Origin of the sequence: Amycolatopsis sp. NPDC049253, assembly GCF_040678995.1 — a bacterium.
GTDB lineage: Bacteria > Actinomycetota > Actinomycetes > Mycobacteriales > Pseudonocardiaceae > Amycolatopsis.
Genome location: NZ_JBFAQX010000002.1, coordinates 177524 through 201979 on the forward strand (window position 1 = coordinate 177524; position 24456 = coordinate 201979).

Here is a 24456-nt window from a genome sequence, read left to right on the forward strand (position 1 = left end):
TTCCTTCGAGACCCCAAGGTGATCACCATGACCGAAACATCCACAACGGACACCCGGACCGTCAGCCTCGCCGACCTCCTCGACCGCTCCGGCCTCGACGTGCTGGAGCACCTCGAACGCCAAGTCGCCGTTCCCGTGCTCGACGGGCTGCAGGCCCAAGGCGACCTCATCGTCATCCCGCACGCCCTCGTCGCCCGTACCGTCGTGCTGCACAGCAACGCGTGGTGGCAGGACGTGCCGCGCGGCGGTGTCGAACTGGTGCGCGGCGTGGACGGGCGCAACCCGCACACCCTGGTGGCCGATCCGGACACCTGCCGGTGGACCTCGTCGGTCCGCGACCCGCTGAACCTGGGCATCGCGGTGTTCGAGAACTCCGCGCCCGCCTATCTGATCCACCCCGAGCACGGGGGCAGCGGGGTCGCTCCGGGCCGGTGGCTCGTGCGGCGCCAGCAGGAGCGCGGGGTGGCCTTGACCAGGCTGCTCATCGCCGACTGAACCCGGCCTGGACCTTCGAGTTGTACGTCCCTTGTATCCCGTTCCGTGATTCTTTGCCCGGATTCATCCGCGGACGAGAGGACCAGGGATGCTCAGGAAGGTCGTCACACTGACCGCGCTCGCGGCGGCGGCGCTCGGCGTGGCCGCACCGGTTCCGGCCGGTGCGGCCACGCAGGCGCTGCCCGCGGCCAGCATGGAGGCCGTGCTCAAGGCCGCGCAGATCGACCCGCGCCGCGCCGACAGCACGCAGACGCCCGGCGCGCACGACAGCGTGCTGCTGGTGGAACAGGCGCTGCAGGCCAAGGGGCTGCTCGACGCGAAGTACGTGGACGGGTACTTCGGCACCACGACCATCGCGGCGTACGCGCAGTACCAGAAGTCGCTGGGCTACACCGGAATCGACGCCTCGGGCCTGCCCGGGCGGACGTCGCTGGAGAAGCTGGGCGCGAGCCGGTACACCGTCACCGCCGTGATCGCGGCGGGCAACCACGTGACCTACCACGGCGTCACGCTCAACACCCGCACCAAGGCCATGCTGGTGGCCGCCGAAGGCCTGCTCGGGCGGCAGCTGAGCCTCACCCAGGGTTCGTACAACCCGGGCGGCGTCGACGCGTCGGCCGGCACCCACGACGGTGGCGGCACGTTCGACGTCTCGGTGGCCGGTCTGTCCACGGCGACCCGCACGAGCGTGGTCAAGACCCTGCGCCAGGTCGGGTTCGCGGCGTGGCTGCGCACTCCGGAGCAGGCCGACTGGGGGTACCACATCCACGCCGTCGCGATCTCCGACCCGGACCTGTCCTCGGGTGCCCAGCACCAGACGGGCGACTACTACCTGGGCCTCAACGGCCTGGCCGGGCGCGGCGCGGACGACGGCCCGGCGGTGAACCCGAAGAAGACCTGGGAGGAGTACCAGCGCGGCTGACGGCGGCGTCCTCGCCGGTTCGGCACGAACCGGCGAGGACGCCGGCGTGGTGGCACCGGCACCCCCGGCGGTGGTTGTATCGGGATCCTCGACTACGGGGGTGGTTCCATGGCGAACAAGGCGTTCCGGTTCGGAGTGGTCGCGGCGGCCGACGGCACCGGCGCGAAGTGGCAGGCCACGGCGCGGCGCGCGGAGGAGCTGGGCTACTCGACACTGCTCTCACCGGACAACCTCAACCTGCCGACGCCCACGGCGGCGCTGGCGATCGCCGCGGCCGTCACCACGACGTTGCGCGTCGGCTCGTTCGTGCTGGCCGGCCCGCTGCGCACGCCGCGCGCGGCCGCGTGGGAGGCCCACAGCCTCACGCAGCTCACCGACGGCCGCTTCGAGCTCGGCCTCGGCACCGGCCTGCCCACGATGCGCCAGGCGGCCGACGAGCTGGGCCTGCCCTACGGCTCCGGCCAGGACCGGCTCGACCAGGTGTCGGAGACCGTCGACCACGTCCGGCGCCTCGACGGCGACACGCACACCCCGGTGATGATCGCGGCCGGCGGCCCCAAGGCCCGCCGGCTGGCCGCGGCGAAGGCCGACATCGTGACGCTCGCCGGCGGCGCACTGACCACGCGCGCCGAGATGGCCGGCCACGTCGAGGAGATCCGCGCGGCCGCGGGGGCGCGCGCCGACGAGATCGAGCTGTCGCACAACATCTTCGTGGTGGGCGCCGAAGCACCGCCGTGGATGAGCCGGTTCCTCGGCGGTCTCGACGCGAAAACCCTCATCGAGCGCGATTCGCTCACCGTGCTCACCGGTGACGTCGGCGCGATGGCCGCCGAGCTCGAACGCCGCCGAGCCGAGCTCGGGGTGTCGTACTTCACCGTCAACAGCGCGTTCGTCGAGGAGTTCGCCCCGCTCGTGGCACGTCTCACCGGGAAGTGAGTCCACTTCGGACATCCCGCCGGTGAAAACCTCGTGACCGGGTCGTGCCGTGGTGGTGTGTTCCTCCCGCTCTTCCCGCTCTGACTTGAGTGGGAGGTGGGTGCCATGTCGATACGTCACCGGTTCTTCGGCTGGGTGGGTGCGGGTTCGCTGCTGCTCGCGGGCGTCGCGGCTTGTTCAGGGTCGGACTCGGGCTCCGGTCCGGCAACGGAGGTCTCGACCGGTGTGGCGTCGACGGCGTCGTCGGTCGAGACCACCGGCTCGAGCCCCTCGATGGAGGGCACCGGCCCGGAGACGCCGCGCTCGTCCGAACACGAGGGCTCGGTGGCGCTGGCCGGCCTGCCGGTCGGGGGTGGCAACGACGCGAGCGGCGCGCAGGACTGCATCCGCGTGAGCCTGCTCGACAGCAACGTCCCCGAAGGCGCCCGGATCGCGGTGGGTGAGGTCGCCGCCGGTCCCGGAGACCTCGTCACCGGCGGCGGGGCCTGCGGCGGCGCTCCCGCGTGCTCGTCCTACACCTTCACGGCGCAGGACAACTCCTGCTCGGTCGCGCTGTCCTGGCACCGGCCCGGTGACGGCGCCACGCTGGCCATGAAGGGCAGCTACGCCTGCGGCGGCGAACCCAGCGCGTATGCGGAGTTCGGCCAGAAGCTCCGGACGAACACGATCGACCTGACGAACCCGCTCGAAGCCACGGAAACGCCGACGTCGACGGAGGAATCCGCCGAAACCGCGACCGGGTCCACGACGGCGTCGGCCACGTCGGGCTGAGCGAGGTGCCCGAGGAGGGGGACGTCACCGGCCGGTTCGAGCACTGGGTGCGGACGGTCGGGAACGTCGTCGCCCCGGCGACCCTGCTCACCACGCTGCTGTTCTACTTCGGCTACGTCTCGACGCGTTCGCAGTACGAGTACTTCGGCATCGACGTGGACACGATCGGCCTGGCCACCCAGGACTACGTGATGCGCAGCCCCCAACCCCTGCTGACGCCGCTGCTCGTGCTCACCTTCGCCAGCGTCGGCGCGCTGGCCCTGCATTCGGCCGTGCAGAAGCGGATCGCGGCGGCCGAGGACCCGAGCACGCTCCGCTCCGGGGTGCGGGTGCTGACCGCGGCGGGCCTGACCGTCCTGGTCGCGGGGGTGGTGTTGCTCCTGCTGTACGCGCTCGTGCGCGACTGGACCCTCTACGCCCTGGTCACTCCCCTGCTCATCGCCGCGGGCGGCGTACTGGTGGTGTACGGCTTCCGTGTCCTGCGCCGCCTGGCCGGCAGCGCCCCGCCGCCGGCCTCCGCCGTGCGGCGCGTGTCCCTGGCCCTGGTGCTGGTCGTCGTGGCGGTGAGCTTGTTCTGGACCACGGCCACGGTCGCGCAGTGGTCGGGCCGCGGGCTCGCGATGGCGCAGGCGCGGTCGCTGGACCGGCTGCCGAGCGTGATCGTGGACACGAAGGAGCGGCTGTTCCTGCGCAGCCCGGGGATCGAGGAGACCGCGCTGCCGGCGGCGCCGGGACAGACCTTCCGCTACCGCTACCGCAACCTGCGGCTGCTCGTGCACGGCAACGACCGCATGTTCCTGGTGCCCCGCACGTGGTCGGCGAGCGACACCACGTTCGTCGTGCCGCTCGACGCGCAGGTGCGCGTGCAGTTCCAGTTCCAGAACCAGCAGCCCTAGCAGCACTCCCGAATCCCGGTTGTGGAAGCCTTCCCGGCTCGCGCCCGCTAACCTGGGGGGAACGGTGCTGTCGCGATGAGGAGAACGAGTGAGCCGGGCGGAAGTTCGCGGGACGAAGCGCCAGTCTTCGCCGTCCGCGCGCCCCAACCGCCGCGCCGAGCTGCTCGCGGCCGCGGCCCGGCTGTTCCGCGAACGCGGCTATGGCGGGGTCTCGGTGGCGGACATCGCCGAGCAGGTCGGCATCACCGCCGGCGCGGTGTACAAACACTTCCCCGACAAGCGCGCGCTGCTCGCCGAGCCCATCCGCGAGATGGTGCTCACCTGGCGCAACCGCGAGGTGCTCGCGCTGGCGCAGGGCGGCGACACCGACGAGGTGCTGCGGCGGCTGGCGACGTCGGTGGTCGGCGTCGTGCTGGAGCGCCCGGACGTGGTGCGCCTGTGGCACCAGGAGGCCCACTACCTCAGCAGCGAGGTCCGCGAAGAGCTGGTGGCCGTGCGCGTCGAGGGCGTCGGCCTGTGGCTGCGCGTGCTGGTGGACGCGCGGCCGGAACTCACCACGAGCCAAGCGGAGTTCCGGATCCGTGCCGCGCTGGGCCTGCTCAACAGCGTGCCCGCGCTGCCGCGGCGCCGGCTGTCGGCCCACGCGGCGACGCTGGAGACCGTGCTGCTGGCCACGTTGCTCGCGCCGGAACCGCCGAAGACCCTGCCGGAGATCCGCGTGGTGGACCGGGAATCACCGGCCGCGGCGGAGAACACACGCAGCCGCGCGATCCTCGACGAGGCGGCGAAGCTGTTCCGCGAACGCGGCTACCACGCCGTGGGCATCGACGACATCGCCGCGGGCGTGGGCATCGCGGGCCCGTCGATCTACAGCCACTTCCCCAGCAAGGCGGCCGTGCTCACCGCCGTGGTCGAGGAGATCGCCGACGAGCTGTGCTGGGGCGGGGCGCTGGCGATGGCTTCGGACGGGACCCCGCACGAGGTGCTCGAACGGCTGGTGACCACGCACGTCCGCACGGCGATCGCGAAGAGCGACCTGATCGCGGTGTGGATGACCGAGGAGCACCACGTGCCCGAAGACCTCGGCGAGGCCGTGCGCCGCGACCGCAAACGCTACCTGGATTACTGGGTGGGCGCGGTGCTCGCGGTGAACCCCGGAGCGGAGGAAGCCGTGGCGGAGACCGCGAGCCTCGCGGTGATGGAGCTGATCGACGCCGTGGCGCGGTCGAGGCGGTTCGCGGCGGTGCCGGAGCGTCCCGAGTGGACGGTCGGGCTCGCGCTGGCGGCGCTGACCAGCGTGGCGGTCTGACGCGTCCGTTGTGGACGGACACCGAGGGCGGGGGCGGACCTTCCCCTCCTGCAGGTCCTCCCCCGCCCTCGGTGTTCTCTCAGCCGGTCGCCCTTCGGCTTTCCCCGGTGGCCGCGCCCGTCCGGTTCCGCGGCCACCGGTCGTGCGTGCGCGACTCAGTCGCTCGCGCGCTCGGTGCCCTTCCAGCGGTCGGAGCCCTTGCGGGCGAACGACCACAGCTGCGCACTCTGCTCCAGCGGCACAGCCGCCTGCCAGCTCAACGCCGGCGGGCCGACCTCCGCCCGCAGGCTGCGGATCGCCGCCCGCGTGAGGGCCGGGTCGCCGCCGCCACGAGCCGCGAGCGCGAGGGCGCGGGGCTCGACCTCCTCGTCGGGCCGGGCCTCGTAGGCGAGCCCCAGCTCCACGGCTCGGCGGCCGTTCACCGACTCGCCCAGCACACCGAGCACCGTCGCGGCCTCCGGCGTGACGACCCGCGTCAGCAACGTGTAGTGCCCGCCGCCGGGGTGCACGCCCAGGCGCGTGAAGCCGGACGCGAGCACGGCGTCCTCGGCGACGACACGCACGTCGGCGGCCAGCGCGAGGTTCATCCCGGCGCCCACGGCCCCGCCGCGCACGGCGGCGACCGTCGGCACCTTCAGCGCACCGAAGCGCAGGAACGCGTCGTAGATCCGTTGCGTGGCGCGGATTCCCTCGTCGGACGCGGGTGCGGCCGAGATCGCCGCCAGCTCGTCGCGGTCGCCGCCCGAGCAGAAGTACCCGCCGGCGCCCTGGATCACGGCCGAGCCGATCGTGAGGTCGGCGTCGATGCGCTCGCACGCGTCGATCAGCGCGCCGGCCAGCTCGCCGTCGATGGCGTTGCGCTTGCGCGGCGCGTTGAGGGTGAGCACGGCGACGCCGTCGGTCACCTCGAACAGCACGGGTTCGGTCATGAGCGGGCTCCGCGGAGGTCGACGTCATCGGATTCGTGCGTGCGTAGCAGGGCCGAGCGGACCTTCTGCGTCGCCGTCTTGGGCAGTGCGGGCCGCACCGAGATGTAGCGCGGCCAGGCGAACTTCGGCAGCTTGCCGTCGAGGAACGCGGGCAGCCCGAGCGGGTCGAACTCGCCGCGCGGCACCACGACGGCGCGGACCTCCTGGCCCACGACCTCGTCGGGCACGCCGACCACGGCCACCTCGTCCACCGCCGGGTGCTCGGCGATCGCCGCCTCCACGTCGGCCGGGCGCACGTTCTCGCCGGCGCGGCGGATCATGTCGTCGGCCCGGCCGTGGAAGACCAGGTAGCCCTCGTCGTCGACCGCGCCCATGTCCCCGGTGTGGAACCACAGGTTGCGGAACTTCTGCAGCGTCAGCTCGGCCTTGCCGTGGTAGCCGTCGAAGAGCACGCAGGCCGCACGCGGACGCACGCAGATCTGCCCGGGCTCGCCGGGTGCCACGGGCACGTCGTTCGCGTCGAGGATCGCCAGGTCCATGTCGGGCCGGACGGTACCGCAGGTCCCGCGGCGACGCTGCCCGGACCGGTTGGCCGTGACCCAGCCGCCGGTCTCGGTCATGCCGTAGAGCTCGTGGACCTCGACGCCCACGTGGTCCTCGATCGTGGTCCACAGCCCGACGGGCGCGCCGCCGCCGGTGCAGAAGCGCAGCTTGTGCGGCGGGATGTGCTCGGGCAGCTTGCGCACGAGCATCGCCAGCATCGTGCCGACGTAGGTGAATCCCGTGGCCTCGTACTTGATCGCCTGGTCCAGGAACTTCGCCGGCTCGAACTTCTCCAGCAGCGCCAGGGAACAGCCCGTGGCGATGGCGGTCATCACCGCGTACACCTGCGGGTTGGTGTGGAACAGCGGCAGCGCGATCATGATCCGGTCGTCGGCGCGGATCCCGATCGCGTCGGCCAGTTCCCGGCCGCCGGCGAGGAACGCGCCGTCCGACAGCACCGCGCCCTTGGGCGGGCCGGTGGTGCCCGAGGTGTAGAGCAGGCTGCTCTCGGCGTCGAGCTCCGCCTCGTGCATCGGGTGCGGCGCGAGGCCAGCCACGGCGTGCTCCAGCTCGTCGGCCGTGGCGAAGCCCAGCGTCTGCCCGGGGTCGAAGCCCGCGTCGGCGACCAGGCGCGCGATGCTCGCGGTGTCGCCGACGGCGAACTCGATGCCCGCGTCGGCCACGACCTGGCGGATGTGCGCGCCAGTCGCCTGGTTGTGCAGCGGCACGCAGGTGGCGCCGAGCCAGCGCAGCGCGAACCACAGGTAGGGGAACGTCGGCGTGTTGCCGCAGGCGAGCAGCACGCGGTCACCGGCCCCGACGCCGTTGCTCTGCAGCAGCGTCGCGGTGCGGGTGACCACGTCGAGCAGCCCGGCCCAGCTGATCACCTTGTCGTCCTGCAGCAGGAACGGCGCTTCGCCACTCGCCTCGCACCGCTGCTTCAGTGTTGCCGCGAACATCTACCGATCCTCCACCCTGACGGCCTTGACCAGGCTCTTCGCGACGGTGTTCTTGAGCACCTCGGCCGATCCCCCGGCCACCTCGTACGCCTTGGCGTCGCGCAGGTACCGGCCGAACGGCTGGGTCTCACGCGTGCCGTGGGCGCCGCACACCTGCACCGCCGTCGAGGCGACCTTCGTGGCGAGCGAGGCCGCCAGCAGCTTCGCCGACGAGGACGAGCGCGCGATGTCGCGGCCCGCGTCGAGGTCGCGCGCGGCTTCGTAGGTGAGCAGCCGCGTCGCGTCGATCTGCGCGGCCAGCTCCGCGAAGTACCACTGGATCCCCTGGAAATCCAGGACCTTCGTGCCGAACGCGGAGCGCGTGTCCACGTACTTCAGTGCGCCCTCGAACGCCGCGCGCGCGATGCCGAGGCTGATGCCGGCGGCGAGCGTGCGCGAGTTGGCGAGGGTCACCATCACCTGCTTGAGGCCGCGGCCCTCGGTGCCGATCAGGTGGTCGGCGGGCACCTCGACGTCTTCCAGCACCAGGTTGACGTGTGGGCCGTTGCGCAGCCCGAACGTCTCGGCCTCGTGGCCCTGGTAGCTGGACACGCCGGGGGTGTCCTTGGTGACCGCGAACGTCGAGACGCCGACGTCGGTCTCGGCGAGCACCACGAACAGCTCAGCGGCGGCACCGGAGGTGATGAACGCCTTCTCGCCGTTGAGCACCCAGCCCTTGTCGGTGCGCTGCGCCTTGGTGTCGAGCGTGCGGATGTCGCTGCCGTGCCCGTCCTCGGTCAGCGCGAACGACGCGGGCAGGCCGCCGGCGTAGCGCGGCAGGTAGCGCTCCTTGAGCGACTCCTCGCCGTAGAGCTCGATGCAGCGCTGGCTCTGGAAGATCGTGATGAGCGAGATGCCCAGGATGGCGCTGGCGACCGAGAGCTCCTCCAGCACGGCGAGCAGTTCGGTCATCGGGCGGCCCTCACCGCCGTAGCGCGGGTCGAGCGTCATCGAGTTCCAGCCGCGTTCGGCGGTGAGCCGCACGAGGTCGAGCGGGTAGCGGTCTTCGCGGTCCAGCGCGTCCGCGACCGGGGCCACGTTCTCGCGCGTGAACTCGCGGGCCTCGAGCGCGAGGCGCTCGTCGACGTGGTCCCTCCAGAGGTGCTGCAAGTCGTTCCCCTTCCTCATTCCGCGGCCGTGATGGCCCGGCCCGAGCGGTCGGCCAGGAACAGCGCGGTGATCATCATCAGTGCCACGGCGAACAGGCCGGTCGAGATGCCGCCGCCGAGGCCGTAGCGGGCGGCGAGCAGGCCGACGATCCCGGGCCCGAAGCTCGCGATGCCGCGGCCCACCGAGTAGCAGAAGCTCGAGCCCGTGGCCCGGATCGGCGTGGCGAACAGCTCGCCGAACCACGTGCCGAACACGGCGAAGTAGCCGAGCCCGAACGAGATCACGAAGTACATCGCGATCACCGACCCGGTCGCGGCGCCGGTGGCGATCAGCACCGCGAAGGCGATGAACGCGACGAGCTGCACCGAGGCGAAGGCGAGCAGTGCCTTGCGCCGGCCCCACCGGTCGCCGAGCGCGCCGGCCGCGACGTAGGAGACGAGCGAGATGGCGGCGCTGACGTAGAGCACCGTCTGCGTGGGTCCGGCGCCCAGGTGCAGACCGGTCTTGAGGAAGGTCGGCATCCAGGACGAGTAGACGTAGTAGGAGTACTGCGCTCCGAACACCACGACGGTGCCGAGCACGACCATCTTCAGCGCGTTCTTCTTGAACAGCAACGCGAGCCCTGCGGTGGCCGGCTCGCGGACCGCGGTGGCGGCCTTGCGGCCCTCCGCCTTGGCCCGCTGCAGCTCCAGCCATTGCTTGGACTCCGGGCAGGCGAGCCGGATCGCCACCGCGGCCAGCGCGGGCAGCGCACCGATGGCGAACGCCCAGCGCCAGTTCGGCACGGCGCCGGCGACGAAGATGCCGATCGCGTAGGCGGGCCAGATCGCGGCCTGCACCATGCCGCCGGCGAGGCCGCGGCGCTTGGGCGACCAGGCCTCGTTCAGCAGCGCGAACCCGATGGCCCACTCGCCGCCGATCCCGACCCCGGCGATCATCCGGCACACCACGAACAGTCCGAAGTTCGGCGCGAGCGCGCCGAGCCCCGTGCCGATCGCGAAGATCCAGATCGTCCACGTGAGCACGCGGCGGCGGCCGAACCGGTCGGCCAGCGGGCCGAACAGGATGCCACCGATCGCCGTGGCCGCGAGCTGCGCGGTGAAGACCGCACCCACCGCGGCCGTGGAGACGCCGAACGTCTTCCCGACGTCGCCGGCCACCAGCGACAGGATCACGAGATCGAAGTACTCCATCCCCCAGCCGCTGACCGCGGCCGCGATGATCAGACCGCGCTCTCTTCGGGTGTAGGCGGACCCGGCCACGCCGGCCGGGGCGTTGGTCGCCACTTCGGACATGGGCCACCTGCTTCTTTGCGGGAGGTGAATACTGGTTAGGCGGACGGTAACTCTTCGTTAGCCAGAGTTCAAGGGGGTTCCCGGTCACGGTCCGGCGGCGCAGCAACCGGTCACCGCCCCGGCACGCACCGCATCCGCGCACGCCAGGCGGCTTTTCCGGGCGGGCCCGAGCCGGTCGGTCCCGGTAGCGTGAGCCCGGTGGCGGAACGGATCCGCGTGGTCGTCGGCGAGGACCAGGCCCTGGTACGGGAGGGGATCGTGCGCGTCCTCGAACGCGCCGGCTTCGCCGTCGCCGGCGTGGCCGCGGACGCGCCCGAAGTGCTGCGCCAGGTCCGCGCGCACCGGCCCGACGTGCTGATCACCGACATCCGCATGCCCCCGGACCTGACCGACGACGGCTTGCGCGCGGCGCTGGAGATCCGCTCCTCCGACCCGGCCGTCGGGGTGATCGTGCTGTCGCAGTTCCTGGAGGACCGCTACGCCTTCGAGCTCGTCGGCGACCGCGCCGAAGGCGTCGGATACCTGCTCAAGGAGAAGGTCGCCGACCCGGCCGTCCTCATCGACGCCGTGCGGCGCGTGGCCGCGGGCGACACGGCCCTCGACCCGGACGTGATCGCCCGCCTCGTCGGGCGCAAACGCCTCGGCAGCCCACTCGATGACCTGACCCCCCGCGAGCGCGAGGTCCTCGCCCTGATGGCCGAGGGCCACTCCAACGTCGGCATCGCGGAGAAGCTCGTGGTCACCGTGCCCGCCGTGGAACGCCACGTGACGGGGATCTTCACCAAACTCGGCCTGCACCAGTCGGCGAGCAGCCGGCATCGGCGGGTGCTGGCGGTGCTGCGGTATCTGCGGAGCTGACGTCCCCGGGCTGGCCGCCGGAAATGTCGGTGGCGCAGGCGATCCTGCGCCGGGACAGTCGATCGTGAAGGTGAGGCGGGCGCGGGCGTGGCTTCCGGCGAGGTGTGGCGGTTGGTCCGGGGCGAGGAACTCGTCGGGGAGATCGTGGTCGAGGAGGCCGATCTCCCGTGGCTTCGCAGGCGGTTCGTACCGCAGCCGACCTTCGCCGAGGTCAAGCCGCTGTTCGACCAAGAACTGGAGCTGATCGAGTCCGGTCTGGAAGATCACCTGGAGGCCTGGGAACAGATCTACGATCGCATCGCGGGAACACTGCGCCTGCTCTCGCCGCACGGCCCGGTGGCCGAGTTCCTCCTCCACGTCGAGGACGGCAACGCGTGGTTTCGCTGGAGCGACGAACCGTTCGAAGAACGAGGCTGACCGCACGCCGAGGGGTCAGGCCGCCGAGAAGCCGAACAGCGCCGGCAGGTCGGCCGTCGCCAGGTGGTCCTTGGCGACGAGGGCGACGATGCCGAGGGCGGCCAGGTCGCTGGGAGCGAAGTCGGGCGGCTCGGTCGAGATGACGAGGATCCGGGGCGCCGGGGCGGGGCTCGCGGCGAGAGCGAGGGCGAGGGCGGCCGTGAGGCCGTCGGTGTCGGGGAGGTGGAGGTCGAGGAGCACGCAGTCGGGGTGGTGGGCTCGCACGGCTGCCAGGGCTTGCCCCGCGTCGGCCGCCTCGGCGACGACTTCGAAGCCCCGGGCGGCGAGCAGGCGCCGCGCCGCGCGCCGGAAGCCGGTGTCGTCGTCGACGATCAGGGCGGTGGGCGGCATCGCTCAAGGGTCTCTTGCCGCGGCCGCGCCCGCCATGGGGGTGTCCCCACAGTTCGCGCGTTCAGAGGGGAAACTCCGCGCGCAGCACGGTTCCGCCGCCGGTAGGGGAGGACAGGGTGAGCCGGCCGTCGAGCGCGTCGACGCGGTCGGCCAGGCCGGCGAGGCCGGAACCGGATCCGCCCGCGACGGCGCCGCCGACGCCGTCGTCCCACACCTCGACCGTGAGCAGGGGCCCGGTCGCCGTGACGGTCACCGTGACCTGCGACGCGCGCGAGTGCTTGACCGCGTTCGTGAGGGCTTCGGCGGCGACGAAGTAGGCGCACGCCTCGACCCCTTCGGCGAGCTCGACCTCGACCGACCCGGTCACGACCACCGGCAGGGCCGCGCGCGCGGCGAGGGCCTCGACGGCGAAGCGGAGCCCGCGCGCGGACAGGACGGCCGGGTGGATCCCGGCGGCGAGCTCCCGCAGCTCGGTGATGGCCGCGCGCGTGTGCTCGACGGCTTCGTCCAGGAGCCCGGGAACCCGCTCCGGTGCGGCGACGAGCTCCTCCCGGGCGAGCTGCAGGTCGATGAGCAGCGCGACGAGCCGTTGCTGGGCACCGTCGTGCAGATCGCGGGCCAGCTGCCGCCGGGCCGCCGTGGCGCTCTCGACGATGCGCCTGCCGGTGGCGCGCGACTCGGCCGCGCGGATCCTCGCAGCGTCACGCTCGCGCACGGCTTGCTCGGCCGCACGGCGCCGCGTGGTCTCCTCGAAGGCGAGCACCGCGCCGCGGCCGCCGGGCAGGTCCAGCGGGGCCGACCACCACTCGATCGGGAACATCGAGCCGTCCCGGCGGAAGAACCAGTCTTCGTCGCTGTGCACGGTCTCCCCGGCCTGGCGCGACCGCAGCATCGGGCACTCCGACGCGGGGAACGGCGAACCGTCCGGATAGTGGTGGTGCACCGTCTCGTGGCTCTGGCGCCCGCGCAGCTCGGCCAGGTCGGCATAGCCGAGCGCGGCCACGGCCGCGGGATTCGCGTAGACGATCGCCCCGCCGTGGTCGATCACCCAGACCGGCTGCGGAACCGTGTGCAGGATCAGCTCGAGCACTTCACGGGGAGATTCCACGGCGCCCTCCCGACGGGGTCGGAGGCATTCACCGTACCCACGCCCGCGGCGGCGCGGTCACCCTCGCCGAGCCGCGCGCCGCAAGCCGCGGGCCGGCCATGACGGGGGGATGGCCGGCCCGCGGGTGCCGCCACTGCGCGGGAGGGGCGGCGGCACGCCCTGTCAGTGCGCGGCCTCCCGCAGGACCGCGATCGCTTGCGCAGCCACGGCTTCCGCCGCGGGCGTGTCCCGGACCGGGTCGAGCATCGTGACGCCGTGGAGGAGGCCGTGGTGGTGCACCATCCTCACGGCCACGGCCACGCCGCGCGGCTTCGCCAGATCGGCCGTGCCGACATCGCGGAGCACGCCGTACTCGCGAGCCAGCGGGGCCGTCACGGCCACGCGCGCAACCCTCGGCTTCGTCACGTCACCGACATCGCGCAGCACGCCGTACTCCTCAGCCAGCAGGGCCGGCAACTCGAGGCTCGCACGCGGCGGTGAGGCGGTGATCTGCCCGCGCCCGGCGGATCCGGGGAGGCCGGCGCCCCAGAACCGGTTCGCCTTCGCACTGAGCGCCGGCTGCGGCGGGCCGCTCCTCGTCGGCAGCGGCTTCGCCACATCGCCTGGCTTCGGGCTGTCGAGCAACGACGGGATCTCCCTGGCGGCGGCCTCCCGAGCAGCCGGTTCGAGGTGCGAGTCCGGCGTCTCGTGCGTGGCCATCGTTCGCTCCTTCGTCGGCGGTCCGGGGGGGCGGGCTCGTCCGTCCAGCGTGGCGTGCGGGGTGCCGCGCGGCCATCGAGCAGCCACCACGGCCGCTCAAGGGCCGGTGTGGGGTAAACCCCACGTCGGTGGGATCCCGGCGGGAGGAATTTCCGGCGGGCGCGGAATAGACCCGCGGCAGGGCGGAATTGCACGAGACATGAAGGCTGTCACGTACACCCGCCACGGCGGGCCGGAAGTGTTGTCGCTGTCGGAGCGCGAGATGCCGGAGCCGGGCGCCGGCGAGGTCCGCGTGCGGATCGTCGTGTCGGCGGTGAACCCCACGGACTGGAAGTCGCGCCGTGGCCCCGGTGAGCTCGCCGGGCCGGCCGTGCCCAACCAGGACGGCGCCGGCGTGGTCGACGCCGTCGGGCCGGGCGTCACGGAGTTCGCGGCCGGCGACCGGGTGTGGGTGCTGCTGGCCGCGGCCCACGCGCCCGCGTCCGGGACGGCGCAGGAGTACACCGTGCTGCCCGCCGAACGGCTCGTGCGCCTGCCCGACGCGGTCGGCTTCGACGAGGGCGCCGGGTTCGCCATCCCGGCCCTCACCGCGCACCGCGCCCTGACCGTTGCCGAGGACGGGCCGGCGCGGCTCGCCCCGGGCGCGCTGGCGGGCCGCACCGTTCTGGTCACGGGCGGGGCCGGCGCCGTCGGCAACGCCACCATCCAGCTCGCCCGCTGGGCCGGCGCGACGGTGCTCACCACCGTGAGCACCGAGGCCAAGGCCGCGCTGGCCCGGGCCGCCGGCGCGGACCACGCACTGCTCTACACCTCCGGCGACCTGGCGGCCGAGATCCGGGCGATCGCCCCCGACGGCGTGGACCTCGTGGTCGAGGTCGCCACCGGCACGAACACCGGGCTGCATGCCGACGTCCTGCGCACCCGCGGCACCGTCGCGGCCTACGGCGACGACCGCGGCACCGGCACGATCACCCTCGAGTTCGGCCGCAACCTGTGGCTGAACTCGCGCTACCAGTTCCTGGTCCTCTACACCGTCGGCCTGGACAAGCTCCGCGCCGGCGCGGAGGACGTCACCGCGGCCCTCGCCGGCGGCGCGCTGCGCCTGGGCGAGGAGCGCGGCCTGCCGGTGCACCGCTTCCCCCTGGAACAGACGGTGCAGGCCCACGAAGCCTCGGAGAACGGCGTGACGGGCAAGATCCTCATCGACGTGACATCGGCTTCCTGAAGCCCGGCAACGAAACGCCGGTCACCGGGCCGCCCCGGTGGCCGGCGACCGCCTACTGGATTTCCCCCGTCGACCACCCGTCAGGGCGCTGTCACGAAGTCCGGATCCACGCCCGCGAGCTCCGCGCTCAGGTCCCACAGCCGACGCCCGGTCGCGACGTCGGCGAGCGGACCCTTCGGCGTTTCGAGGCGCGGTTTCCCCCGCAGGCCGAAGAACCGCGGGCCCCACAGCTGTCCATTGCGGACGGACGGGTCGAGCGCCGCGTGCACGGACGGCCGGGCGCCCGCGTGTTTGCCTTGCAGCAGCACGCCGGCGGGCACCGCGCGGAGCAGTTGCCCAGCCGTGCGCGCATGAACCGGCGGGCGCGAAGGCGTCAGTGCGTCCAGGGCGCCGCCGGGGTGGACCACGACGCTGAGGGCGCCACTGCCCGCCTCCCCGAGACGGCGGGCGAGCTCGAAGCCGAACAGCATCTGAGCGAGTTTGGCTCGCTCATAGGCCCGCTTCGGCGCGAAGGCGCGGGTGCTCTGCAGGTCGTCGAGGTCGAGGTGCGCGGAGCGGGCCGTGAAGCTGCCCGTGGTCACCACGCGGCCGGCCCGCAGCCGGGGCCACAGCAGGGCCGTGAGGGCGAAGTGGCCGAGGTGGTTGGTGCCGAAGGTCAGCTCGTGGCCGGCCGGGGTCTCGCGCCGGGCCGGACCTTCGAGGAGAACACCCGCGTTGAGCACGGCGACGTCGAGGCGCGGCACGTCCAGCGCGTCGGCCGAGGCCTTCAGGGAGGCCAGGTCGGCGAGGTCGAGGCGCACGGACGTGACCCGGGCCCCGGGCACCCGAGCCTGGATCGCGCCGATCGCGGAGGCGGCCTTCGCCGGGTCACGGCAGCCGAGCACCACGGCGGCTCCGGCCGCAGCGAGCCGTTCGGAGACGAAGTAGCCGATGCCGGCATTGCCACCGGTCACCAACGCGATCGTGGTCTGGTTCGCCATGCCGGGCCCCATTTCCGTAGTCACTCTGATTTAAGAGTAACCACAAATCCAGAGTTACTTCAGGTATCGTGGTCTCATGCCCGCCACCCCCGGCCGACGCGAGCGCAAGAAGGCCCGGACCCGCCAGTCGCTCGACGACGCCGCCCTGCGCCTGTTCCTGGAGCACGGCTACGACCACGTCACCGTGGCGCGGATCGCCGAGGAAGCCGACGTCTCCGTCGCCACGCTGTTCGCCCACGTGCCCGACGGCAAGGAGGCCCTGATCTTCGACGACGGCACCGAACGCCGCGAAGGCCTCGTCGCCGCCGTGCGCCAGCGTGAACCCGGCGAATCCGTCCTCGCCGGCCTGCGCCGGTTCTTCGCGAGCCGCGGGCCGTTCGCCGCCGAGCTGCCGCCCGAGTACGAACGCAAGCGCGCCCTGATCGTCGCCACGCCGGCCCTGCGCGGGTACGCGCGCAAGCTCTGGATCGCGAGCGAAGACGCGCTGACCGAAGCGATCGCCGAGGCGGACGAGCTCCCCACCACCGACATGGCGGCCAGGGCACTGGCCCGCTACGTGCTGGAGATCCCCGACCTCACCGGCACCGAGCCCGACCCCCTCGCCGCGATGAACGCCGTGTTCGACCTCCTCGAGTCCGGCTGGCCACCGCGGCACGCCTGAGCACCCCCGAACGCGCGAGGCCGACTTTCGCAGGTACCGCCACGGTCGTCACAGCCGGTATACCTGATCCCACGCACCGATAGGTCTGGACCATTACGGCAGTCGACCGGGGCGTCGGCCCGGCCGCGCCCCGGCACCGTCCTTTGTGGAGGTACCATGCACCGGCTGAACGCGATCCGCGACCACGCGATCGGACTCTTCCGCATCGTCGTGGGGTTCCTCTTCGCCTGCCACGGCGTGAAAACCCTCTTCGGTCTCCTCGGCGCCCACGCCCCGGCGCAGGTCGGCACGTGGCCCGGCTGGTGGGCGGCGCTCATCCAGCTCGTGGCGGGCACGCTGGTGTGCCTCGGCATCGGCACCCGCGCGGCCGCGTTGATCGGCTCGGGATCGATGGCTTTTGCCTACTTCACCGTCCACGCGCCGAACGATCTGCTGCCGATCCAGAACGGCGGTGAGCAGGCCGCGCTCTTCTGCTGGACGTTGCTGGTGCTCGCGTTCACCGGTCCCGGCCGGTTCGCGCTCACCGGGGCACTCGCGGCTTTCCGTGCCGGTCAACGGGAAGACCCCCGCGCACCCGTACGGGGGTGAGGTGCGCGGGGGTCGAGTCGCCCGGATCGGCCGCCCGGGTCACCCGCGGATCAGCCGACCGACGGGCCCATCCCGAGCGACTGCGGCGTACTGGCGTCGGGTGAAGGCTGGTGCAGGCCCTCGTCGAGCGGCCCGAACTCGGTCATCAGCGCCGCGCTGCCACCCCACGGCGTCTGCTCCTCGGCGATCAGCGAGTTCGTCGTCAGCAGCAGGCCGGCGACCGAAGCGCCGTTCTGCAGCGCCGAACGGCACACCCGCAACGGGTCGATGATGCCGAGCTCGACGAGGTCGCCGAAGCGCCCGATTAACGCGTCGAACCCTTCGTCGTCGCCGAGCTTGCGGGTCTGCGCCACGATCTCCTCGGCCGCGTAGCCGGCGTTGCTGGCGATCAGCATCGCCGGTGCGCTCAGCGCGCGCCGCACGATGTCGGCGCCGATGGCGTAATCGCCTTCGAGGTCGAGACCGGTCAGCACCTTCTCCGCGTGCAGCAGGGTCGCGCCGCCGCCGGCGACCACGCCCTCCGCGATCGCGGCCCGGGTGGCCGACAGCGCGTCCTCCACGCGGTGCTGCAGCTCCTTGAGCTCGGCCGGCGTCGCGGCGCCGACGCGGATCACCGCGACCTTGCCGGTCAGCGCGCCGATCCGCTCGGTCAGCACGTCGTCGTCGATGCCGAACTGCGCGCGCTCACGCTCGGCCCGCAGCTGGTTCACGCGGAACTCGACGGCCTCGGCGGACCCCGCGCCCCCGACGATCTGGGTCGCGTTCTCCGTCACCCGCACCTGCTTCGCGCGGCCGAGGTGCTCCAGTTTCATCGTCTCCAGCGAAAACCCCGAGTGCTTCGACAGCACGGCCCCGCCGACCACGGCCGCCAGGTCCTCCAACTTGTGCAGCCGGCGGTCGCCGAAGCCGGGCGCGCGGATCGCGACGGCCTGGAACGTGCGGTTCACGTGGTTGTGCACGAGCATCGACAGCGCCGTGCCCTCCACGTTCTCCGCGATCAGCACGAGCGGGCGCGGGTTGCGCATCACCTTGTCCAGCACCGGCATCAGCTGCTGCACGTTGCTGATCTTCTCGCTGCACATGAGGATGTACGGGTCGTCGAGCACCGCTTCCAGGCGCCCGGGATCCGTGACGAGGTAGGGCGAGAGGTAGCCGTTGTCGAACTCGAAGCCCTCCACGAACTCCACCGACATGCCGATGCGCGGCGACTCCTCGATCGTGACGACGCCGCTCTCCCCCACCGTGTGCAGCGCCTTGGCGATCACCGAGCCGACGGCCCCGTCGTCGTTGGCGGAGATCGCCGCGACCCGCGCGAAGTCCTCTTCGGACTTCACCGGATGCGCCATCGTCTCCAGGTGCTCGACGAGCCGGCCCACCGCCGCGTCGATGCCGCGCTTGACGAGCACGGGGTTGCCGCCGTGGGCGATCGCCCGCATGCCCTCGCTCACGATCGCCTGCGCGATCACGGTCGCGGTCGTGGTGCCGTCGCCCACCACGTCGTTGGTCTTGATCGCCGCTTCCTTCACCAGTTGCGCGCCCATGTTCTCGAACTGGTTGCGCAAGTGGACTTCACGCGCGATGGTCACGCCGTCGTTGGTGACCACGGGCGAGCCGGTGATCTTCTCGATGATCACGTTGCGCCCCTTCGGGCCCAGCGTCGACTTCACGGCCTCCGCGAGTTTGTCCACCCCCGCCACCAGCAGGTCGCGGGCTTCCGAGCCGAAGCGAAGTTCCTTGGCCATGCTGCTCCTCCTGTGTGATGGGACTGGATCGGCTAGGGGACGAGGATGGCGCGGCCCCGGACGCGGCCGGCGTCGAGATCGGCCAGCGCGTCGAGTGCCGCGTCGAGCGGGTACTGCCTGGTGTGCAAGGTGACCTTGCCCGCCTGCGCGAGCACCATCAGCTCCACGAGGTCGTTGTAGGTGCCCACCAGGTTGCCCACGATGTTGCGTTCCGTGGAGATGATGTCGATGGTCGGGATGTCGATGTTGCTGCCGTAGCCGATCACGAAGTGCGAGCCGGCCCTGCGCGTCATCGCGAACGCGTCCTGCTGGGCGCCCTGCTCGGCGACGAAGTCGAGCACGACCTCGGCGCCGTGGCCGCCCGTGAGGTCCAGGACCGCGTCGACGTGGGTGCCGTCGGCGACCACGGTGTGGTCGGCCCCGAGGTCGGCGGCCAGCTTCAGCGCGTCGACGTTGCGGTCCACGACCACCACGGTCGTCGCCGTCAGCGCCCGCAGCGACTGGATGCCGATGTGCCCGAGCCCGCCGGCGCCGTTGACAACGCACACCGTGCCCGGGGGCAGCAGCGGCACCGCCTTGCGCACGGCGTGGTAGGCGGTGATGCCGGCATCGGCCAGCGCCGCGACGTCCTCGGGGCGGGTCTCCGCGTCGAGCTTGATGCACGCCCGGGCGGAGGTGAGCAGGTACTCGGCCATCCCGCCGTCGGTGTCGATGCCGGGGAACGCGTTGTTCTCGCAGTGCATGTCGTTGCCGGCGCGGCAGGCGTGGCACAGCCCGCACGTCGGCGTCGGGTGCAGGATCACGGTGTCGCCGACGGCCACGTTGGTCACCGCGGAGCCGACCTCGTGCACCCAGCCCGCGTTCTCGTGCCCGATCGTGTAAGGCAGCGCGACGCCGGACTTCTCGGCCCACTGCCCCTCGACGATGTGCAGGTCGGTGCGGCACACTCCGGCCCCGCCGACCTTCACCACCACGTCGAGCGGCCCGGTGACCTTCGGCTCCGGCACTTCTTCGAGGACGGGCTGCTGGTGGTAAGCGTGCAACCGGACCGCCTTCATGGCGTCTCCTCCGTATCGGGGTTGTCGGTGGCCTCCGGGTAACGGGCGCGCAGCATCCCGCGGCACACCCCCGAGTTGGCGTCCTGGCTCACGCGCGTGAGCCGCGCGAGGCCGAGGTGCCGGTGCAGCTCGTCCGCCGTGACGGCCTCGCCGGTGCCCGGGTCGAGCACGAGCGGGTCCGCGTCACCGCCGGGCAGGCCCAGCTCACGGCGGCGATCCCGCAGCCGTTCGCGGTCCGGCGTCGGCGGTGCGTCGGCGAGCGTCAGGTCCGCCAGGCGTTCCCGGGCCACGCCGCCGGACACCATCGACCGGCACACGCGGTCGGTGCCGGCGAGCACGGCCTTGCGCAGGAAGTCGGCGCGCAGGCTGTCGAGCTCGTCGACCGCCTCGTCGCCGAAGGAACCGACAAAACCGGCCCGCGCCGCCACCCCCTTGTTGATCACGTCGGCGGCGAAGTGGTCCTTCAGGCGCACCACGGCCCGGCTGACCCCCGGCACCGCCGACACGGCGTCGTAGGAGTCGGCCACCATCAGGAACGCGAAGTTCGGCGCGCAGAAATACGTCGGCAGGCACAGCTCGACGACCGCCTCCCCACCCGGGTCCACTGTGGAGCTGGCCACGAAACCCAGGTCGGTCAACGGCCGGTCGAGCTCGGGATCGCGCACGGTCCCCAGCGCCGACCAGACCGCCGCGGTGATCGCGGCGGTCTGGTCGGTGCGCGCGCCGGCGGTTCCGGCTGCCGTCACGGCGACGGAACCCCTACCGCCTCGACGGTCTCGGGATCCTTGAGCCCGAGACCTTCGGGCACGTCGAGCCCGTACAGGCGGGCCGCGTTGAGACCGAGGATCTTCTTCTTGGTCTCGACCGTGAGCTTCCCGTAGTCGGAGAACTCCTCGCCGTCGGGCATCTGCCAGTCGACGAAGCCCTCCACCTGCCACTTCGGCTCCCAGATGGCGTAGTCGGCGCCGAAGAGCATCTTGTCCTCACCGACCCAGAACAGCAGCTCTCCCATCACCTTCGCGAAGAACCGCGGCCGCGCGTGCATGAGCCCGCCGATGACCACCGACAGGCCGGCGTAGACGTTGGGCTCCTGCGTGGCCATGAAGCAGAAGTCCTCGATCCGCGGCAGCCCCACGTGCTCGACGATGAAGTTGAGCTCCGGGAAGTTCGTGGCCGCGTAGTCCACGTCCTTGACGTCGAAGGCGTCCTTGTCGAGCGGCCAGATCGTCGGTCCCTTGTGGACGTGGATGTTCTTCACGCCCAGTTCCTGGCACTTCTCCAGGTAGTACGCGGCCTCCGGGTCCCGCAGGCTCCAGCCGCGCGAGTCACCGTGCCACTCGGCGGTGTAGAGCTTCACGCCCTTACAGCCGTAGCGCTTCACGCGCTCTTCGAACGCCCTCAGCCCCGGATCGCCGTCCCGCGGGTCCCAGTTCGTGTTCACGATGAACCGGCCCGGGTACTTCTCGGCCAGCGCGGCGTTGGCCTCCGTCGTGTTGAAACCCTCCTTGTACCACTGCCGGAGGCTGGTGGGCTGGAAGATGGCGATGTCCACGTGACCCGCGTCGAACAGGTCGTGCATCATCGTTTCTTCGTCGTACTTCTGGAACTTTTCGATCGGCCAGTGGGTCTCGGCCGGGCCGAGGCTCTGGTAAGCGTGGAAACACTCGATCCAGCCCTTGGCGAACTCCTCCTGACCGGGTTTCCAGTTGGCCGGGCTGGCATCCCAGAAGTGGGTGTGGCTGTCGACGACGAAATATTTCTGACCGTCCTTTTCGTACACGGTGCTCCTCCCGGACTGAATCGAGTGCTTTTCCGACCGGTCCTGCTGCGACCGGTGCTGTTACGAGCGCGCCACGAGGTCGAAGTCGAGGTACTCGGCCGCGTCCTCGGGATTGGCGAACATGATGGTGCGATCGTCGAGGTGGACCATGCGCCCGTAGTGGGTGGACATGTTCTCCTCGAACTCCGCCGAGTTGAACCAGCCCTCCTCCTCTCCCGCCGCCTCGTCGATCTCGGAGTAGACGACGTCCATGCGGCCGTCGGCGTCTACGCGGATCATCGAGGGCAGCGGCGTGATGGTCACGTTTTTCTTGCCACCCATGACCTCGGCCACGATCACGCCGACCTGGTTGTTCATCAGGGTGAACCCGCACCGGTTCGAGGCGGTGTTGTTGGACTTGTACGGGCTTTCCGCCGTCTTGAAGAGAGTCACTGGCTCAGCTCCTTCGGTGTCTGCAGACCCAGGTCGGACAGGATGCCGCCGAAGCGGCTCTTGGCGCGGTCGAGGCTGTCTTCGAACCGCATGGGCTTCGCGTCGGGCTGCGACCACAGCGGCTGCAGCGTCCGCGCGGCCAAGATGCACTTCGGCACCCATGCCGACAGCCACTGCTGCAGGAGCTGCCGGTTGTGGTCGGCGAATTCCTTGTCGTTGACCAACAGGTCGAACATCGCCTTCGTGTAGCGCAGGTCGCGCTCGGAGTAGTCGAACTCCTCGGCACCGATCAGGGTCGGCGTCACGAAGTCGCCGTTGGCGGGTGCCGCCTGCTGCACCAGCCGGCTGCGGAAGAGCTCACCGACCAGAGGCTCGAACACGATGTTCGCGGCGAAGATCGCCTCGCACCAGTCCCAGATCTCGGTGAGCGCCTCGGCCGTCTCCCGTACGCCCTGCCACGCCGGGTCCTCGTTCCACGTCGCCAGGTGCGCGGTGCCGTCGAACGCGTCGATCTCTTCGGACAGCGTGAGGTTGTACAGCGCGAGGTCCTGCGCCGCGCGGATGCGGTGCATGCTGTTCACGGAGATGGCGTTGTTGTGCATGTTGGTCGGCGCCCGCCGGTTGGCGTTGGCGTAAAGGTACAGCCCCAAGCCTTGGTCCACGTGCATCCACGCACCGATGTGGTGCGAGACGAAGGTGACCCAGTTGGGGTTCCACTGCTCGAACGCCTTCGACTGACGGGCCGCGTCGATGTTCTGGTTCAGCTGCCGGACCACGTTCGCGTTGTAGCGATAGAGCGTGAGCTCCCACTCCTCATTGGGGTCGCGGAACTCGTGCCAGCCGAGCGCGGGCCACGGGTAGCCCTGGCCACCCGAACCGGGGCTGCGCACGGGCTCGGGCCGATCCGAACCCCACGCCTTGAGCGCGGTCCACTCGAGCGGGTAGCCGCCGTTGCCGTCGGCGAAGCCGTACAGCCAGCCCTGGCTCAGGTAGTGCCGCGGGTCGGGCTGCACCTCGACGGTGACGTCCTCGTAGTGGCTCTGCTTGCGCTTCTTCGGGGTGAAGTAGTTGAAGTGCCGTTCCGTCGAGTCCGGGAAGACCCGGGCGCCTGCCTCGGCATCGGTGAAGACGGGCTTGGGCACGCTGCGTTCTGCCGTTGATGTCATCGGTTTTCATCCTTCGCGTCGGGCACTGGCCTCGTCGTTGCGTCGGTTTCCCAGCCGGACTCACGTCTCGTCCGCATCGCCGGTCGTGGTGAACTTGTCGTAGAAGATCCGCTTCTCCGGCACGCCGAGCGCCGGCAGCAGTTCCAGGGCCGCCTCCACCATGGGCGGCGGCCCGCACACGTAGACGTCGGTGCGGCCCAGGTCGTTCTCGAGCCGCCGCACCACGTCGGTGATCAGGCCGGTCTCGCCGTCCCAGTCCTCACCTTGTTCGGGTTCGGACAGGGCCGGGACGAACCGGAAACCCGGGATCTTGTCCTCGAGGGCCGTCAGCTCGCTCTCGAAGCACAGGTCTCTCTTGCGGCGGGCGCCGTAGTAGTAGGTCGCCTTCCGCTCGATGCCGCGCTCGGCCATGGACCGCAGCAGCGAGAGGATGGGCGCCATGCCGGCGCCGCCACCGAGGAACACCAGATCCCGCTCGGGCGCGTCCCGCAGGGTGAAGACCCCGAACGGGCCCGACACGTCGAGCCGGTCCCCGACCGACACCGCGGTGTCCAGGAAGTGCGAGAACAACCCGTCCGGGTAGATCCTGATCACGAACTCCAGCAGGCCGGAGTCCCGGCCGGGGGTGTTCGCCATCGAGAACGACCGGGTGGCCTCGTGTCCTGGGACCACGAAGTCGACGTACTGGCCGGGGAAGAACTTGAACGACTCGGCGTCGATGAGCCGGACCACGAGCCGGCGCAGGTCGTGCGTGACCTCCTCGAGGGAAACCACCTCCGCGACCGCCTCCTGGATCGGCAGTCCGGAGTGGATCATCTCCTCGTCGTAGTTGAGCAGTTCGATCGTCAGGTCCTCGTACGCGTGCGCCCGGCACAGCAGCGTGAAGCCCTCCTCCTTTTCGAAGTCGGGCAACGCGAACGTGGAGTACCGGTCGTGGTCGACGTCGTCGCCGTCGAGGATGAACGACTTGCAGGAGGCGCACTGCCCCTCCTTGCATCCGTGCATGAGCATGACGCCCTGCTCGGCAGCCGCTCGCAGGATGTTCTGGTCCTCGTCGACCTCGATCTCGATGCCGACCGGTTCGAAGCGGACGTGGTGCTTGTTTCCCATCGCTTCCCTGCCTGAACGCCGGAGTTCGCACACATCCC

General features: G+C 71.3%; 26 protein-coding genes. 11 read left to right on the forward strand and 15 right to left on the reverse strand.

Features of this window, described 5'->3' with window-relative positions; genetic code table 11:
• Positions 1–27: 27 nt before the first annotated feature.
• The 6 genes from AB0K15_RS05130 (at position 28) to AB0K15_RS05155 (ending at position 5329) form a co-directional block, all read left to right on the forward strand.
• Positions 28–495: a hypothetical protein gene (locus AB0K15_RS05130; RefSeq protein ID WP_364045747.1), complete on the forward strand. Its 468-nt coding sequence runs from the start codon at positions 28–30 to the stop codon at positions 493–495.
• Between the two features lie 88 nt (positions 496–583).
• Complete coding sequence (locus AB0K15_RS05135; protein WP_364045749.1) at positions 584–1417, forward strand: peptidoglycan-binding domain-containing protein; 834 nt, start codon at positions 584–586, stop codon at positions 1415–1417.
• Between the two features lie 108 nt (positions 1418–1525).
• Positions 1526–2353, forward strand: a complete 828-nt coding sequence (locus AB0K15_RS05140; protein ID WP_364045751.1) for an LLM class flavin-dependent oxidoreductase — start codon at positions 1526–1528, stop codon at positions 2351–2353.
• 105 nt (positions 2354–2458) lie between these two features.
• Positions 2459–3124, forward strand: coding sequence for a hypothetical protein (locus AB0K15_RS05145; RefSeq protein ID WP_364045753.1), 666 nt, complete (start codon positions 2459–2461; stop codon positions 3122–3124).
• A 5-nt stretch (positions 3125–3129) separates the two neighbouring features.
• Complete coding sequence (locus tag AB0K15_RS05150; RefSeq protein ID WP_364045755.1) at positions 3130–4020, forward strand: hypothetical protein; 891 nt, start codon at positions 3130–3132, stop codon at positions 4018–4020.
• An 88-nt stretch (positions 4021–4108) separates the two neighbouring features.
• Positions 4109–5329 (forward strand): TetR family transcriptional regulator, encoded by a 1221-nt coding sequence (locus AB0K15_RS05155; RefSeq protein WP_364045757.1) that lies wholly within the window; start codon positions 4109–4111, stop codon positions 5327–5329.
• A 155-nt stretch (positions 5330–5484) separates the two neighbouring features.
• Here the strand turns inward: AB0K15_RS05155 and AB0K15_RS05160 are convergent, their stop codons facing one another.
• From AB0K15_RS05160 to AB0K15_RS05175, 4 genes are read right to left on the reverse strand one after another with little or no spacing between them, the layout of a single operon-like run.
• Positions 5485–6258 carry an enoyl-CoA hydratase/isomerase family protein gene (locus AB0K15_RS05160; RefSeq protein WP_364045759.1) on the reverse strand — a complete coding sequence of 258 codons (774 nt, stop codon included), beginning with the start codon at positions 6256–6258 and terminating at the stop codon, positions 5485–5487.
• Positions 6255–7760 (reverse strand): AMP-binding protein, encoded by a 1506-nt coding sequence (locus tag AB0K15_RS05165; protein ID WP_364045761.1) that lies wholly within the window; start codon positions 7758–7760, stop codon positions 6255–6257. The genes AB0K15_RS05160 and AB0K15_RS05165 overlap by 4 nt, the downstream gene beginning before the upstream one ends.
• Complete coding sequence (locus AB0K15_RS05170; protein ID WP_364045763.1) at positions 7761–8909, reverse strand: acyl-CoA dehydrogenase family protein; 1149 nt, start codon at positions 8907–8909, stop codon at positions 7761–7763. It lies immediately after the preceding gene.
• Between the two features lie 14 nt (positions 8910–8923).
• Positions 8924–10204 (reverse strand): MFS transporter, encoded by a 1281-nt coding sequence (locus AB0K15_RS05175; protein ID WP_364045765.1) that lies wholly within the window; start codon positions 10202–10204, stop codon positions 8924–8926.
• A 210-nt stretch (positions 10205–10414) separates the two neighbouring features.
• Between AB0K15_RS05175 and AB0K15_RS05180 the strand changes: the two genes are divergently transcribed.
• Both AB0K15_RS05180 and AB0K15_RS05185 read left to right on the forward strand, forming a co-directional pair.
• The gene (locus AB0K15_RS05180) at positions 10415–11062 is read left to right on the forward strand and encodes a response regulator transcription factor (RefSeq protein WP_364046657.1); all 648 of its coding nucleotides are present in this window, start codon (positions 10415–10417) and stop codon (positions 11060–11062) included.
• A gap of 87 nt (positions 11063–11149) precedes the next feature.
• The gene (locus AB0K15_RS05185) at positions 11150–11479 is read left to right on the forward strand and encodes a hypothetical protein (protein WP_364045767.1); all 330 of its coding nucleotides are present in this window, start codon (positions 11150–11152) and stop codon (positions 11477–11479) included.
• A gap of 15 nt (positions 11480–11494) precedes the next feature.
• Here the strand turns inward: AB0K15_RS05185 and AB0K15_RS05190 are convergent, their stop codons facing one another.
• From AB0K15_RS05190 to AB0K15_RS05200, 3 genes are all read right to left on the reverse strand, one after another.
• Entirely contained in the window at positions 11495–11869 is a 375-nt protein-coding gene (locus tag AB0K15_RS05190) for a response regulator (protein ID WP_364045769.1), read from the reverse strand.
• 61 nt (positions 11870–11930) lie between these two features.
• Positions 11931–12977, reverse strand: coding sequence for a PAS domain S-box protein (locus AB0K15_RS05195; protein ID WP_364045771.1), 1047 nt, complete (start codon positions 12975–12977; stop codon positions 11931–11933).
• Positions 12978–13139: 162 nt separating this feature from the next.
• Positions 13140–13676 carry a hypothetical protein gene (locus AB0K15_RS05200; protein ID WP_364045773.1) on the reverse strand — a complete coding sequence of 179 codons (537 nt, stop codon included), beginning with the start codon at positions 13674–13676 and terminating at the stop codon, positions 13140–13142.
• A 199-nt stretch (positions 13677–13875) separates the two neighbouring features.
• On the opposite strand from AB0K15_RS05200, the gene AB0K15_RS05205 reads away from it, so the two are divergent.
• A complete protein-coding gene (locus tag AB0K15_RS05205; RefSeq protein WP_364045775.1) occupies positions 13876–14901 on the forward strand; it encodes an NADPH:quinone reductase in 1026 nt (341 codons plus the stop codon).
• A gap of 80 nt (positions 14902–14981) precedes the next feature.
• Here AB0K15_RS05205 and AB0K15_RS05210 read toward each other — a convergent pair whose 3' ends face one another.
• Positions 14982–15881 (reverse strand): SDR family NAD(P)-dependent oxidoreductase, encoded by a 900-nt coding sequence (locus tag AB0K15_RS05210; RefSeq protein ID WP_364045777.1) that lies wholly within the window; start codon positions 15879–15881, stop codon positions 14982–14984.
• A gap of 76 nt (positions 15882–15957) precedes the next feature.
• On the opposite strand from AB0K15_RS05210, the gene AB0K15_RS05215 reads away from it, so the two are divergent.
• Complete coding sequence (locus tag AB0K15_RS05215; protein WP_364045779.1) at positions 15958–16542, forward strand: TetR family transcriptional regulator; 585 nt, start codon at positions 15958–15960, stop codon at positions 16540–16542.
• A gap of 156 nt (positions 16543–16698) precedes the next feature.
• Positions 16699–17130 carry a DoxX family protein gene (locus AB0K15_RS05220; RefSeq protein WP_364045781.1) on the forward strand — a complete coding sequence of 144 codons (432 nt, stop codon included), beginning with the start codon at positions 16699–16701 and terminating at the stop codon, positions 17128–17130.
• Positions 17131–17180: 50 nt separating this feature from the next.
• Here the strand turns inward: AB0K15_RS05220 and groL are convergent, their stop codons facing one another.
• From groL to AB0K15_RS05255, 7 genes are read right to left on the reverse strand one after another with little or no spacing between them, the layout of a single operon-like run.
• Complete coding sequence (gene groL, locus AB0K15_RS05225) at positions 17181–18872, reverse strand: chaperonin GroEL (protein ID WP_364045783.1); 1692 nt, start codon at positions 18870–18872, stop codon at positions 17181–17183.
• A 32-nt stretch (positions 18873–18904) separates the two neighbouring features.
• On the reverse strand, positions 18905–19930 hold the full coding sequence (locus AB0K15_RS05230) for an NAD(P)-dependent alcohol dehydrogenase (protein WP_364045785.1): 1026 nt from the start codon (positions 19928–19930) through the stop codon (positions 18905–18907).
• Entirely contained in the window at positions 19927–20676 is a 750-nt protein-coding gene (locus tag AB0K15_RS05235; RefSeq protein ID WP_364045787.1) for an iron-sulfur cluster assembly protein, read from the reverse strand. Before AB0K15_RS05235 ends, AB0K15_RS05230 begins: the two co-directional genes overlap by 4 nt.
• Complete coding sequence (locus AB0K15_RS05240) at positions 20673–21710, reverse strand: amidohydrolase family protein (RefSeq protein WP_364045789.1); 1038 nt, start codon at positions 21708–21710, stop codon at positions 20673–20675. Before AB0K15_RS05240 ends, AB0K15_RS05235 begins: the two co-directional genes overlap by 4 nt.
• Before the next feature lie 60 nt (positions 21711–21770).
• Positions 21771–22142, reverse strand: a complete 372-nt coding sequence (gene mimD / locus AB0K15_RS05245; RefSeq protein ID WP_220239305.1) for a propane 2-monooxygenase effector subunit MimD — start codon at positions 22140–22142, stop codon at positions 21771–21773.
• Positions 22139–23308 (reverse strand): toluene hydroxylase, encoded by a 1170-nt coding sequence (locus AB0K15_RS05250; protein WP_364045791.1) that lies wholly within the window; start codon positions 23306–23308, stop codon positions 22139–22141. Before AB0K15_RS05250 ends, mimD begins: the two co-directional genes overlap by 4 nt.
• Before the next feature lie 60 nt (positions 23309–23368).
• A complete protein-coding gene (locus AB0K15_RS05255) occupies positions 23369–24418 on the reverse strand; it encodes a 2Fe-2S iron-sulfur cluster binding domain-containing protein (RefSeq protein WP_364045793.1) in 1050 nt (349 codons plus the stop codon).
• Positions 24419–24456 lie beyond the last annotated feature (38 nt).